This window comes from Corallococcus interemptor (assembly GCF_003668875.1).
Taxonomy (GTDB): Bacteria; Myxococcota; Myxococcia; order Myxococcales; family Myxococcaceae; genus Corallococcus; species Corallococcus interemptor.
In genome coordinates this window covers 40024-54870 of record NZ_RAWM01000051.1, presented here as the reverse complement: position 1 = coordinate 54870, position 14847 = coordinate 40024, and the positions used below count along the sequence as shown (strand labels likewise).

Genomic DNA, 14847 nt, shown 5'->3' with positions numbered 1-14847 from the left:
GTCGGGTGACTTCCTGGCCACGCGGGTGTCGTACGAGCTGGACCTGACGGGCCCGGCGATGACGGTGCAGTCGGCGTGCTCCACGTCGCTGGTGGCGTTGCATCTGGCGTGTCAGTCGCTGCTGGCGGGCGAGTGTGACCTGGCGCTCGCGGGGGGCGTGTCCATCCGCACGCCGCAGCTGGGCGCGCACCGCAACCAGGAGGGCGGCATCCTGGCGCCGGATGGACGGTGCCGGCCGTTCGACGTGAACGCGGCGGGGACGGTGGTGGGCAATGGCGTGGGGATGCTGGTGCTCAAGCGGCTGGCGGACGCGGTGGCGGACCGGGACACCATCCGCGCCGTCGTGCTGGGCACGGCGCTGAACAACGACGGGGGCGCGAAGACGGGGTTCGCGGCGCCTTCGGTGCAGGGGCAGTCGGCGGTGATCCGCGAGGCGCTGTCGGTGGCGGGCGTGTCTCCGTCGGAGGTGTCCTATGTGGAAGCGCATGGGACGGCGACGGCGTTGGGGGATCCGATCGAGGTCGCGGCGCTCAAGCAGGTGTTCGAGGGCGTTTCGCCGGGGGCGTGTGGCCTGGGGGCGGTGAAGAGCAACTTCGGGCACCTGGACGCGGCGGCGGGGGTGGCGGGGGTCATCAAGACGGTGCTGGCGATGGAGCACCGGACGCTGCCTCCGACGCTGAACTTCACGAAGCCGCATCCGATGCTGGAGCTGGAGGGCAGTCCCTTCCAGGTGGTGGCGAGCGCGCGTGCATGGGAGGGGCCGCTGCCGCTGCGTGCGGGAGTGACGGCGCTGGGGATTGGAGGCACGAACGCGCACGTGGTGTTGCAGGAGGCTCCGGCCCTTCCGGAGACGGATGCGCCCCGGCGTGGGGAAGAGGTGCTGCTCTTGTCCGCGAAGACGGAGGGGGCGCTGGAGCGGATGACCTCGGCGCTCGCGGAGCGTGTCCAGGGGGCTTCGGGCGCCGGGCTCGCGGACGTCGCGCATACGTTGCAGGTGGGACGGGCTCGCTTCCCTTGGCGCCGCTTCGTCGTGGTCCGTCAGGGAGAGGACGCGGCGGCGCTCCTGACGGGAAAGCCCGGTGCCGTGTTCGACGAGGGCGAAGCCCGTGGGGTGGCCTTCCTGTTCCCGGGCGGCGGTGCGCAGCGGGTGAACATGGGCGAGGCGTTCCTTCGTGAGCCCGCGTTCCGCGCGGCCATTGATACGTGCGCGGAGTGGCTTCGCGGTCCCCTGGGCGCCGACCTCCGCGACATCCTCTTCGCGGGACCCGAGCGCTTCGATGCGGCGGCCCGTGAGCTGGACCGGCCGCTGTGGTCCCAGCCCGCGTTGTTCGTCTGTGACTGGGCGCTCGCGCAGCTGTGGCTGTCGTGGGGCGTGAAGCCGGAGGCGCTGCTGGGGCACTCGCTTGGCGAATACGTGGCCGCGTGCCTCGCGGGCGTGTTCACACTGGAGGAGGCGCTGGGGCTCGTCGTTGCTCGCGGGCGGTTGATGGAGGCGATGCCTCCGGGCGGCATGGTGTCCGTGCTCGCGCCCGTGGAGCAGGTCTCGGAGTTCGTGGGCGCGGCTGTGTCGGTGGCGGCCATCAACGGACCGGAGACCTGTGTCCTCTCCGGGCCTGTGCAGGAGCTGGAGGCCGCGGAGCAGGCGCTGACGGCCCGGGGCATCGAGCACAAGCGGGTGCGCTACGCGCGCGCCGCGCACTCGGCAATGCTGGAGCCGTACCTGGAGGGCTTCGCTCGGGAGGTGGCCCGGGTGAAGCTCCGCGCGCCTTCGCTGCCCGTCGTGTCCAGCCTCACCGGCCGGTGGCTCCAGGAGCGCGAGGCGACGTCTCCGGACTACTGGGTCCGGCACCTGCGGCACACGGTCCGCTTCTCCGACGCACTGGCCTGCCTGCTGGAGTCCGGAGACCGCGCACTGATTGAAGTGGGACCGGGCACGACGCTCACCGCGCTCGCGAGGCAGCACCCGGTTCGCAAGACGCAGCCCGTGCTGGCCACCCTGCCGACGAAGGGGGATGCACCTGGAAGCGCCCTGGCCGCCCTGGGCGAAGCCTGGGCCGCGGGCGTGGACGTGGATTGGGAACGCATCCGGGACGGCGAGCGGCGCCGGCGCGTGGACCTGCCGACCTACAGCTTCGACCGCGAGCACTACAGCCTGGATGACGCCGCGCCGGCCCCCATCTCACGCGAGGCCATGGCGGCCCGGGCGAAGGCGGTCGTCCCCCCGAAGGCGCGGGCCCCTCGCCGGAGTGAGCGCGTGGCCCCTCGCGACGCCACGGAGCAGATCCTGGTCGAGTGCTTCCAGACGCTGTTCCGCCTGGACGACGTGGGCATCCACGATGACTTCTTCGCGCTGGGCGGCGACTCGCTGGTCGCGCTCCGGCTGCTCGCGATGATCTCCGAGCGCTTCGGCAAGCGGCTCGCGCTGAAGGAGATGCTGACCGCGCCCACGGTGGAGTTGCTGGCGCGGAAGCTGGGCGGACAGGAGGAGTCGCGCGCCCTGCCTCCCGGTGTCGCGCTGCTTCAGCAGGGCACTCGCGGTCCGCCGCTGTTCTTCGTGCACGGGGCCGGAGGCCAGGCGGTGTTCTACCGGGAGCTGGCGGGCGCCATCGACCCGGGCCGGACCGCGTATGCCTTCGAGGCTCGGGGCCTGGAGCCGGATGGGCCGCTGCACACGTCCGTCGACGAGATGGCGACGGCCTACCTGGAGGGCCTGCGCGCGTTGCAGCCCTCGGGGCCGTACTTGCTGGTGGGGGCTTCGTTCGGCGGCGCGGTCGTCTACGAGATGGCCCGCAGGCTGAAGGCGGAAGGCCACGCGGTGCCGCTGTGCGCGATGCTCGACACGCCGGGCCCCGGGGACATCGCTCGGGCCCGGGTGGGCGGGGTGGGCTTCGCGCAGGAGCAGGTCTTCACGGATCCGGAGCAACAGAAGCGATACGTGCGTGTCTGGGAGGCGAACATGCTCGCGCTTCGTGACTACCCCATGCCCCGCTTCGAGGGCGGCACCCTCCAGTTCTTCCGCGCGGCGACCCTCATCGAGCACCTGCCGAAGCACGTGGAGCTGGAGTGGCTGGATTCGGGCGCGGTGATCCGGGTGGAGACCGTGCCGGGCAATCACCTGTCGATGCTCCTGGGCGAGAATGCCGTGGGGCTGGGGGCGAAGCTCGCGGCCTTCCTTCCCTGAGTGAGGTCCGCATGTTCATCCAGACCTCCTGAGCGACAGGCTCAGCGTCCCCGCCGCTGGGCCATTCGCCGCAGGTTGTCCCGCCGCTGCGCGCCCGCGTCCTGCGCGGGTGCGGGCGTGGCCACCGGTGGCGTGTCCTTCGGCGGTGACAGGTGTCCGGCGAGCGCTCGCACCGTGGGGTACTGGAAGAGCGTCACCAGCGGGACCTTGCGGCCCACCAGCGCCTCCAGCTTCGCGTGCACGGACTGGAGCAGCAGCGAGTTGCCACCCAGGTCGAAGAAGTTGTCGCTCGCGCCCACGCGCTCCAGCCCCAGCACGCTGGCCCAGAGCGCGGCCAGCGTCTGCTCCAGGCCCGCCTCGGGGACGCGGTAGTCCTCGCTCAGCTCGGGGCGATGCACGTCCGGTGCGGGCAGGGCCTTGCGGTCCAGCTTGCCGTTCGCGGTGAGAGGCAGCCGCTCCAGCACCACGAACGCGGACGGCACCGCGTGCTCCGCGAGCGACCTGCGCAGCGACGACCGAAGTTCGTCCACCGTGAACGCGGCCCCTTCGCGGAGCACCACGTACGCGACCAACCGCCGCTGGCCCGGCACGTCCTCGCGCACCTGCGCCACGGCTTCCTTCACCGGAGCCTGCGCGAGCAGCGCGGCTTCCACCTCGCCCAGTTCGATGCGGAAGCCTCGCAGCTTCACCTGCGAATCCGCGCGGCCCCGGAACTCCAGCGTTCCGTCCGCCAGCCACCGCACCACGTCACCCGTGCGGTACAGGCGCGCGCCGGGCTCGCGGGAGAACGGATCCGGTCCGAAGCGCTCCGCCGTGAGCGCGGGCTGTCCCAGATAGCCGCGCGCCACCTGGGCGCCTCCCAGGAACAGCTCGCCCCACAGGCCCACCGGCACGGGCTGTCCCGTGCCATCCAGCACGTATACGCGCACGTTCGGCTCCGGGCTTCCGATGGGCGGCAGCTGGCCCTCGGAGGCTTCGGGCTTCACGACGCCGGAGGTCGCGATGACGGTGTTCTCCGTGGGGCCGTAGCAGTTGAGCCACTGTCCCGGGACACCAGGCCCCGGGCGGCGGTGCAGCACGTCGCCGGCCACGTGCACCCGGCGCAGCGCCATGCCGGTAGGCCACGGCTGCTCCAGCGCCGCCTCCGCCATGGGCGTGGGCAGCGTGGTGAGCGTGATGCCCTCCGCCGCGAGCCACCGCACCAGCCGCGCGGGCTCCGCACGCACCTCATCCGAGGGCAGATGCAGGCTGGCGCCATGCGACAGCGCGGGCCAGGTCTCGAAGACGGTCGCGTCGAACGCGAGCCCCGTCAGCAGCGTGGCCTTGTCTCCCGCGCCCATCTCCGCTGCCGTGCCGAGCCCCACGACGAGGTTCGCCAACGTGCCGTGCGTCACCGAGACGCCCTTGGGCTTGCCTGTGCTGCCCGACGTGTAGATGACGTAGGCCATCGCCTCCGCGTGCAGCGTTACTTCGGGCGCGGTGGTGGGTTGCGACTCCAGCGTGGGCTCCGCGTCCAGGCAGAGCACGCGCACGCCGCAATCGTCGAACCGCGAGGCGAAGGCCTGACGGGTGACGACGATGCGCGCGCCGCTGTCCGTCAGCACATGCCGCCACCAGGCCTCCGGCCACGTCAGGTCCATGGGCAGGTAGGCCCCGCCCGCCTTGAGGATGCCCAGCGCGCCCCACACGTAGCCGGGCGTGCGGTCCATTCCCAGGGCGACCACTGTCTCCGGTCCCACGCCTTGAGCGCGCAGCAGGTACGCCAGCCGGTTCGATTGGGCCTCCAGCTCCCCGAACGTCAGCCGTTGCCCGTCGCTCACCAGCGCGAGCGCGTCCGGCCTCCGCCGCGCCTGCTCCGTGATGCGCGCGGGCACGCGAAGGTCCACCGGTACGTCGAGCGCGGTGTCGTTCCACGCGACGAGCAGTTGCTGCCGCTCCGCCTCCGTCAGCAGCGACAGCGACGCGAGCGGGCGCTCCGGGTTTCGCGTCACCTGCTCCAGCAGGCGGATGTAGTGCCCGGCCATGCGCTCCACCGTCGCCGCGTCGAAGAGGGCGGTGTTGTATTCCCAGTGCGTCACCATGCCGGTGGCGGACTCGCGCATGAAGAGGGTGAGGTCGTGCTTCGCGAGCCCGGGATCGAAGGACACCGGCGCTGTCTCCAGCCCTCGCAGGGGGATGCCGGGGAAGTCCTTGAAGAGGGCGAACACGGTCTGGAACACCGGCGTGCGGCTCAGGTCTCGCGGTGTCTGGAGCGCGTCCACCAGTTGTTCGAAGGGCACCTCCTGGTGCGCGTACGCGCCCAGGCACGTCTCGCGCACCCGGGTCAGGAGGCTCTGGAAGGACTCCGCGCCGGAGACCTTCACGCGCAGGGGCAGGGCGTTGACGAAGAAGCCGATGAGCCCTTCCACCTCGCGCTGGTTGCGTCCGGAGATGGGCGAGCCGACGACGAGGTCGTCCTGGCCGCTGTAGCGCGACAGCAGCGCCTGGAAGCCCGCGAGCAGCGCCATGAAGGCCGTGACGCCCTGCTGGTGACACAGCTCCTTCACGGCGGCATCCACGGCGGCGGGGAGCCGCACGAAGTGGGCCGCGCCGGCCTGGGCCTGCACGGGTGGCCGGGGCCGGTCGGTGGGCAGCTCCAGCGCGTGGGGCGCACCCTCCAGGTGCCGCTTCCACCAGGTGAGCTGCGTCTCGAGCGCTTCGCCCTGCAACGTCGCGCGCTGCCAGCGGGCGCAATCCGTGTACCGGATGGGCAGCGGGGGCAGACGCGGTGTCTGTTCGCGCGTGAAGGCGTCGTAGAGGATGCCCAGCTCGCGTCCCATCACCTCCGTGGACCAGCCGTCCGTGATGATGTGATGCATGAGCAGGAAGAGCGCGTGGTCCTCCGCGTCCAGCCGCAGCAGCGTCGCGGTCAGCAGCGGGCCCGTGCGCAGATCGAAGACGTGGCGCATCCGCTCTTCCGCGCGCTGGCGCAGGACGGTGTCGCGCTCGTGGGGCGGCACGTCCTCCAGCCGCTCGAAGGCGAGCGCGAAGGGGACCGAGGGCAGGACGCGCTGCACGGGCTGGCCGTGCTCTTCCGCGAACACCGTGCGCAGGGACTCGTGACGCTCGATGAGCGCCGCGAGCGACCGCTCCAGCGCGGCCACGTCGAGCGGCCCCTTGCACCGGATGAACAGCGGGACGTTGAAGGCGAACCCGCCCGGCGCGAGCGCGTCGATGAACCACAGCCGCTGCTGTGGGAAGGACTGCGGCGCGAAGTCTCCGGCCTCCGTGCGCACCAGGGGCGGAGCCTGGAGGGGATGGGCTTCCTGGCGCAGGGCTTCGATGCGTGTGGCCAGCTCCGCGAGCGTCGGGGCTTCAAAGAGCACCCGCACCGGCAGCTCCATCTGGAGGGATTCCCGCAGCCGCGAGGCCACCTGCGTCGCGAGCAGCGAGTGCCCGCCCAGTTCGAAGAAGTGGTCCTGGAGGCCCACGCGAGGCACCACGAGCAGCGAGGCCCAGATGTCGGCGATCACCTTCTCCACCGCCGTCATGGGGGCCAGGAACCCGGTGTCGTCCGTTGCTTCCTCCGTGGGCGCGGGCAGACCGTGGCGGTTGACCTTGCCGCTCGGCCCCAGGGGCAGTGCGTCCATTCGCACCAGGGCGGAGGGCACCATGTGCTCCGGGAGCTTTCGCGCCAGTGCCTGTCGCAGCGCCTCCGGTGAGAAGGCTGCTTCCGGTTGGACCACGTAGGCCACCAGCTGCTTGTGGCCCGGCGTGTCCTCGCGGACCACCACGACGACGTCACGCACGTCGGGCAGGGCTCTCAGGGCGGACTCCACTTCGCCCAGTTCGACTCGGAAGCCGCGCAGCTTCACCTGTCCGTCCAGGCGGCCCAGGAACTCCAGTTGTCCGTCAGCGAGCCAGCGGGCCTTGTCTCCCGTTCGGTAGAGCCGGGCGCCCGGCTTGGGGCCGAAGGGGGAGGGGACGAAGCTCTCCGCGGTGAGGTCCGGCCGGCCGTGGTAGCCGTGCGCGAGCCCATCACCGCCGACGTACAGCTCGCCCCGAACGCCAACGGGGCAGGGCTGGTGCTTCGGATCCAGCACGTAGACCTGGACCGACGGCAGCGGCGTTCCCACGGGAGGCAGCGCGGGCCAGGTGCTGGGTGCGCCGGATGCGCGCCACGCGGAGACCGCATGGGTTTCCGAAGGGCCGTACTGGTTTTCGAGGACGCAGCCGGGCAGCCGCTCGAAGAGGGATACGAGGGCCGGTGTCACCTGGAGCTGTTCGCCCGCCGTGATGACTTCGTTGAGGGGTGGCAGCTCCGTCGCCGTGCGCGCCGCTTCGCTCAGGGACTGGAGCGCGACGAAGGGCAGGAAAAGGCGCTCCACGCGGTGCTGGATGAGGAAGCGAAGTAGGGCTGGCGGGTCGCGGCGCAGCTCGGCGGCACTGAGCAGCAGCCGGCCTCCGATACACCAGGTGCCGAAGATCTCCTGGAAGGAGACATCGAAGTTGAGGGACGCGAACTGGAGCGTGGTGGCCTGCGCGCGCACGGCGCGGCGGGTCTGCCACGCGAGCATGTTGCCGATGCCCCGATGGGACATGGCGATGCCCTTGGGCCGGCCCGTGCTGCCCGAGGTGAAGACGACGTAGCAGACGGCTCCGGGCGACAGCTTCACGTTGGGCGACGTGGTGGGACGCGATGCCCGCGAGGCTGCCTCCATCGTCACGATGCGCGTGGAGGTGTCTGTCGGGAGGGCGTGCACGAAGCCCTCGTGCGCGAGGACCACGGGCGCACGTGTGTCCTCCACCATCAGGGCCAAGCGTTCCGCCGGGTAGTTCGGATCCAGCGGGACGTAGGCGGCCCCGGCCTTGAGCGTGGCGAGAACAGCGACGGGCATGTCCAGGCTGGAGCGCTCCAGGCACAGCCCGACGGAGCTTCCCGGCGTGGCACCCAGGGCGATGAGGTGGTGCGCGAGCTGGTTGGCGCGTGCATCCAGCTGCGCGTACGTCAGTGACTCCGCTTCGTTCGTGACTGCGACCGCTTCCGGTGTCCTCGCGACCTGGGCCTCCACCCATTGATGGATGAGCCCCGGAGCAGGGAGCCGTTCCTCACGGTGGTTCCATGCGACCAGCAGTTGCTCCCGCTCCTCTCGCGACAGGAGCGACAGGTCCGCCAGCGGCAGCTCGGGATTCGCGGTGACGCCTTCGAGCAGCCGCACGTAATGCCCGGCCATCCGGGCCACGGTCGCCTCCTCGAAGAGGGCGGTGTTGTATTCCCAGTAGGCGACGAGCCCGTGCGGCGTCTGCCGCATGAACAGCATGAGGTCGAAGCGGGAGACGCCCGACTGGAACGGGAAGTCCTCCACCGCGAGCCCGGGCAGCGACAGCGGCGTCGCGGCCCGCTGCAGGACGAACATCGTCTGCACCAGGGGCGTGCGGCTCAGGTCACGCGGCGGCTTGAGCGCGTCCACGAGTTGTTCGAACGGCAGGTCCTGATGCGCGAACGCCCCCAGGCAGCTCTCGCGCACGCCGCGCAGCAGCTGCCGGAAGGAACGCGAACCGGAGACGTCCGCGCGCAGGACGAGCGTGTTGACGAAGATGCCGATGAGCCCTTCCACCTCGCGCCGGTTGCGGCCGGAGATGGGCGAACCCACGACGACGTCCTCCTGTCCGCTGTAGCGCGCGAGCAGGGCCTGGAACCCCGCCAGCAGCGTCATGAACAACGTGGCGCCTTCGCGCTGTCCCAGCAGCTGGAGCGCGCCGTGGAGGGACTGGGGCAGCAGCACCTCGAAGTTCGCGCCCTGGAAGGTCTGCACGGGCGGACGAGGCTTGTCGGTGGGCAGGTCCAGCACGGGCGGTGCTCCCGCCAGCGCCTCCCGCCACCACGCGAGCTGGTCCTCCAACTCCTCTCCCTGGAAGGACTCACGCTGCCATCGCGCATGGTCCACGTACTGGAGGGACAGGGGCGGCAGCGTGCTCTGTCCCCGCGTGGGGTAGAGCGCGTTCAGCTCGCGCTGGAGCACGTCGACGGACCACCCGTCGAAGACGATGTGGTGGATGACGAGCATCAACACATGGTCGTCATTGGCGACGCGCAGGAGCAGGCCCCGCATCAGGGGACCGCGCCGCAGGTCGAACGGACGCCGCGCCTCCGTGGCCAGTTGCTCCGGGAGCTTCGCGGCCTCCACGTCCGTCCTCGCCAGCGTGAAGTCCCAGGCGGGCCCGATGCGCTGCACCGGCTGTCCGTCCACTTCGTCGAACGTGGTGCGCAGGACGTCGTGGCGACGGATGATCTCCGCGAGGCTCTGCTCCAGTGCGTCCGCGTCCAGCGCGCCCCGCAGCCGGGTGACCAGGGGCACGTTGTACGAGTACCCCAGCGTGTCCAGCTGCGAGATGAACCACAGCCGCTGCTGCGCGAACGACTGCGGCAGCCATCCGTCCCTTGGCCCGGGCACCAGTGGAAGCGACTGGATCCGGTTGCTCCCCAGCCGCAGTGCATCGATGCGCGCGGCGAGGCTGGTGACCGTGGGCGCCTCGAACAGGGTCCGCACGGACAGGTCCACCTGGAAGGTCTCCCGCAGCCGGGACGCGACCTGCGTCGCGAGCAGCGAGTGCCCACCCAGCTCGAAGAACGAGTCCTGCGTGCCCACGCGCGTGCGGCCCAGGAGCGCGGCCCAGACCTCGGCGACCGCTGTCTCCGTCGGAGTCACCGGCGCCACGTAGGCGTCGTCCGTGAGCGCGTCTCCGACTGGTGTGGCCAAGGCCTTGCGGTCCACCTTGCCCACGGGCGTCAGCGGCAGCCGGTCCAGCTTCACGAAGGCGGACGGCACCCAGGGCGCTGGCAGCTGGGCGGCCAGTCTTGGGCGCAGGGCGTTCACGTCCACGTTCGCGCCGGTCACGTAGGCCACCAGCCGCTTGTCACCGGGGGCGTACTCGCGCACCTCCGCCACGGCGTCCTCCACGCCGGGCAGGTCGCGCAGGGCGGTTTCAATCTCTCCCAGCTCGATGCGGAAGCCGCGCAGCTTCACCTGCGTGTCCGCGCGGCCCATGAAGGCCAGCTCGCCGGAGGGCAGCCAGCGCGCACGGTCGCCCGTGCGGTAGAGCCGGGCACCGGGGACCTCGCTGAACGGATGCGGCACGAAGCGGTCCGCGGTGAGGTCCGGCTTGCCGAGATAGCCCCACGCGAGCCCGTCACCTCCCACGTACAGGTCTCCCACCACGCCGGGCGGCACCGGCTCCAGGCGCGCGTCCAGCACCAGGGCCTGCGAGTTCTCCAGCGGGCGGCCGATGGGCACGGGCCTCCGCGCGTCCAGGTCCCGCTTCACCTGATACGTGGCGGAGAAGGTGGTGTTCTCCGTGGGGCCGTAGCCGTTGACGACCGCGCGTCCCGCGTCCAGCAGCTTGCGCGCGGCCAGCGGGGACAGCACGTCGCCGCCCGTGAGGACCTGTCCCACGCGCGCGAGCGCCGCGGGCCGGTTCAGCGCCATCTGTTCGAAGAACGCCGTGGTGAGGAACAGCACGCTGACGTGCTCGCGGTCCAGGATGGCCGCCAGTTCCTCCAACGACGGTGTCACCGGCGGATAGAGGAACAGCTTCGCGCCGTTGAGCAGCGCGCCCCAGAGCTCCAGCGTCGCGGCGTCGAACGACGTGGTGGCCAGCTGGAGGACGACGTCCTCCACGCTGAACCGGACATAGGAGACGCCCTTCACCAGGCGCGTCACGCCCCGGTGGGGAACGCCCACGCCCTTGGGCCGCCCGGTGCTGCCGGACGTGTACATGACGTACGCGAGCGCATCGGCGGGGATGTGCACCTCCGGCGCGGCCACCGGCAGCGCAGCGAAGGCCCGCCACGACGGGTCGAGCACCAAGACCCGCGCGACCAGGCCGTTCAACGCGGACTCGCGCCCCGGCTCCACCAGGAGCACGGAGATGCGGGCGTCGCGCGCCATGAGCTCCAGACGCTCCGGCGGGTAGCTTGGATCCAACGGGACGTACGCGCCGCCCGCCTTGAGGATGGCGAGCGTGGCCACCACCATCTCCAGCGACCGGCCCGCGCACAGGCCCACGGGTGTTCCTAGCCGTACGCCCAGCCCACGCAGGTGGTGAGCGAGCTGGTTCGCCCGCGCCTCCAGCTCCGCGTACGTGAGCCGCTGACCTCCGGACTCCACGGCCACGGCGTCAGGAGTCCGCGCGGCCTGCTGCGCGAAGAGCGCCGGCAGGGACGCGTCGCGCGGGTAGGGGACGGTGGCCCCCGTGCCGTGGTGGAGCAGGCGCTGGCGCTCCGTCGCGGTGAGCAGCGGCAGCGTGGCCACGGGACGCTCCGGCTCCGCGACCGCGGCCTCCAGCAAGCGCGAGTAGTGCTCCGCGAAGCGCGCCACCGTCGCCGCGTCGAAGAGGTCGGTGCTGTACTCCCAGAGGCCCACGAGCCCTTCCGGCGTCTCACGCAGGAAGACGGTGAGGTCCATGCGCGACACGCCCGGCTCGAAGTCCAGCTCGGACGTCTTCAAGCCCTCCAGCTCCAACGCGGGCACGGCCGAGTGCTGGAGCGTGAAGAACACCTGGAACAGCGGCGGGCGGCTCAGGTCACGCTCCGGCTGGAGCGCGTCCACCAGCTGCTCGAAGGGCACCTCCTGGTGCGCGTACGCGTCCAGGCACGTCTTGCGCACGCGGCGCAGCAGCTCCCCGAAGCCGAGCGAGCCTTCACCGCGCACGCGCAGGGGCAGCGTGTTGATGAAGAAGCCGATGAGCGGTTCCACCTCCTGCCGCGTACGGCCGGAGATGGGCGAGCCGATGACGATGTCATCCTGGCCGCTCAGCCGTGAGAGCAGCAGCTGCATCCCACCCAGGAGCGCCATGAACAACGTGACGCCCTGCTTGCGGCACAGCGCCTCCAGCGCCTTGCCCAGCTCCGGAGGAAGCGCATGGCGGTACACCGCGCCCCGCGTGGACTGCACGGCGGGACGAGGCCGGTCCGTGGGCAGGTCCAGCGCGGCGGGGGCTCCCGACAGTTCTCCTCGCCACCACTCCACCTGCTGCTGGAGGTGTTCCCCCTGGAGCCACTGCCGCTGCCACACCGCATGGTCCGCGTACTGCACCGGCAGCGCGGGCAGCGTGGGCTCCGTTCCGGCGCGAAAGGCCGCGTAGAGCGCTTGCAGCTCCCGCTCCATCACCGTGAGCGACCAACCGTCGCAGCAGATGTGGTGCAGCATCAGGAGCAGCACGTGCTCTGTTTCGCTCAGCCGCAGGAGCCGCACGCGCACCAGCGGCCCCGCGCCCAGGTCGAAGGGCACTCGCGCCTCCGCCTCAGCCAGGTGCCGCAGGGCTTGCTCGCGCTCGGACGGGGGCAGCGCCTCCAGCGATTCCACATGCAGCGGCAGGGACAGCGACGGCGCGATGCGCTGCACCGGCTGCCCGTCCACGACGGCGAAGGTGGTGCGCAGCGCTTCGTGCCGCTCCACCAGCACGGCCAGCGCCCGCTCCAGCGCGGGGACGTCCAGCGCTCCGGTGAGCCGCGCGAAGTACGGGACGTTGTAGGAGATGCCCCCGGGCGTGAGCTGCTCGATGAACCACATGCGCTGCTGCCCGAAGGAGAGCGGCAAGAGGCCATCGCGAGGGACGGGCACCACCGGCGGTGCTCGACGACGGGACCTCGCCGGGGACTTCGGCGCGGGGGCGGAAGGGGAGCCGGGGTGCTCGGTCGTCATGTCGCGCTCGGGGGAAAGCGGGGAAGGGGCCGCCCTCGAAGGGGCGGCTCGACTCAGGCGGTCTGCTCCTGGCGCAGCTCGTCGCACAGCGTGGCCACGGCGCGGAGCGTGTTGAACAGCTCCACCATGGAAACCTCCACGCCCAGCTCGTTCTCGATGCGGTTGGACAGGACCGTGGCCATCAGCGAGTTGCCGCCAATCTCCAGGAAGTGGTCCTCCGGGCGCACCACCTCCACGCCCAGCAGGTCCTTCCACCACGCGGCGAGCTTCGCTTCCGTGTCCGTGAGGCCGGAGGCTTCTTCGGGGCGCCCGCTCACGCGGGCCTCAGCCGCTCGCGCAGCAGGTACTTGCGCACCTTGCCGGTGGCCGTCTTGGGCATCTCGTCGATGAGATCCAACCGGTCCGGCCAGTACTGGTTGGACATGCCCTGCTGCTTGAGGTGGTCGCGAAGCTCGTTGAGCGTGGGCGGGGCCTCTCCCTCGCGCACCACCACCACGGCGCACACCCGCTCGCCGCCAATCTTGTCGTCCGAGTGCGCGACGACCGCGACCTCCTTCACCTTCGGGTGCGAGTAGAGCGCGGACTCCACCTCCACCACGGGGATCTTGTACCCGTACCGGAAGATGACGTCCTTCAGCCGCCCGACAATCCGGATGCCGCCGCGCCCGTCGTCGCGCGCCAGGTCGCCCGTGTCGAACCAGCCCTCCGCGTCCACCGCCGCCGCGTACACGTCGTCGCGCTTGAAGTAGGTGAGGCACTGGCTGGCGCCGCGCACCAACAGCCGCCCCGTCCCATCCGGATACGGCGTGCCGTCCTCCGCGATCGCGGGGACGATCTTCGTCTCCATCCACGCCACCGCGCGCCCGTCACTCTGGCTGGGCCAGTCCGGCGGATCCTCGTGCCGCGTGATGGTGACCGCGCCGTTCTCCGTCATGCCCCACAGCGTGTGCAGCCGCACGCCGAACACCTCGCGCACCGCCGCGATGAGGTGCGGCGGCACCGGGATGGAGCCCGTGGCCAGCTGCCTCAGCGAGGACGTGTTGCGCTGGCGCTTGCGCTGCAACGCGATGAGGTTCATCAGGTACGTGGGGATGCCGTACGTGAACGTGACGCCGTGCTCCTCGAAGAGCTTGAGCGTCAGCTCCGGGTCGCCCACGTCCATGTAGATGGCCGTGGCCCCCAGCAGGATGGGCATCAGGTACGAGTACGTGAACCCCGTGGACGCCGTCAGCAGCGACGGCAGCGCCACCACGTCCGTCCCGTCGATGCCCAGCGTGTCGCAGAGCGCGCGCGTGATGCCGTAATTCGTGTTGTGCGAGTGCACCACGCCCTTGGGCTCACCCGTGGTGCCGGACGTGTAGAGGATGTTGCACACGTCGTCCGGGGCCGCCGTGGCCACGCCGTCCAGCGACGCCTCCTTCTCCCACTCGCGCTCGATGAAGTGGCGCTCGAAGTCCAGCTCGCCGGGCTGGAGGTCTGTGTTGGCGCCGAGCAGCACGCGGTGGCGCAGCGACGGCAGCACCGCCGCGATGTCCTTCGCCATGTCCCGGTGCGAGTGCCCCGTCCACGACGTGGGCCCCACGTACACGGACGCTTCCGTGCGCCCCAGGATGAACTCCACCTCGCGCCGCCGGTAGTCCGGCGGAATGGGCGCGATGACCGCTCCCAGCCGCGCGCACGCCAGCGCGAGCGCCGTGAAGTGCCAGCCGTTGGGCAGCTGCACCGCGACGATGTCCTCGCGCCCCACGCCCAGCTCGCGCAGGCCCAGCGCGAACCGGTCCATGTATCGCGCCAGCTCCGCGTACGTCAGCCACGTGATGTCCTTGGAAAAATACCGTGCGGCGATGATCGCGGTCTTGTCCGGGTGCGCGTGGACGCAGCGACGCAGATCGTCAACCACCGTGGTGTCACGCCACCAACCCTTCCGGCGGTACTCCGCGCCCTTCGCCAATGCCGCTGCGTTATGGAAACGCTGCCCCATGT

At 71.0% G+C, this 14847-nt stretch carries 4 protein-coding genes; 1 reads left to right on the top strand and 3 read right to left on the bottom strand.

Features of this window, described 5'->3' with window-relative positions; translation table 11 throughout:
- Window positions 1–3181 (top strand): type I polyketide synthase (locus D7X96_RS19760; RefSeq protein WP_121770433.1); only part of this gene is annotated, 3181 nt, incomplete at its 5' end.
- 41 nt (window positions 3182–3222) lie between these two features.
- Here D7X96_RS19760 and D7X96_RS19755 read toward each other — a convergent pair.
- Genes D7X96_RS19755 through D7X96_RS19745 form a run of 3 tightly spaced genes read right to left on the bottom strand, consistent with a single transcriptional unit; the run spans window position 3223 to window position 14845 of the window.
- Window positions 3223–12864, bottom strand: coding sequence for a non-ribosomal peptide synthetase (locus D7X96_RS19755; protein WP_121770432.1), 9642 nt, complete (start codon window positions 12862–12864; stop codon window positions 3223–3225).
- Window positions 12865–12917: 53 nt separating this feature from the next.
- Complete coding sequence (locus D7X96_RS19750; protein ID WP_120551329.1) at window positions 12918–13181, bottom strand: phosphopantetheine-binding protein; 264 nt, start codon at window positions 13179–13181, stop codon at window positions 12918–12920.
- A complete protein-coding gene (locus D7X96_RS19745; RefSeq protein ID WP_121770431.1) occupies window positions 13178–14845 on the bottom strand; it encodes an AMP-binding protein in 1668 nt (555 codons plus the stop codon). The genes D7X96_RS19750 and D7X96_RS19745 overlap by 4 nt, the downstream gene beginning before the upstream one ends.
- Between the last annotated feature and the right edge of the window lie 2 nt (window positions 14846–14847).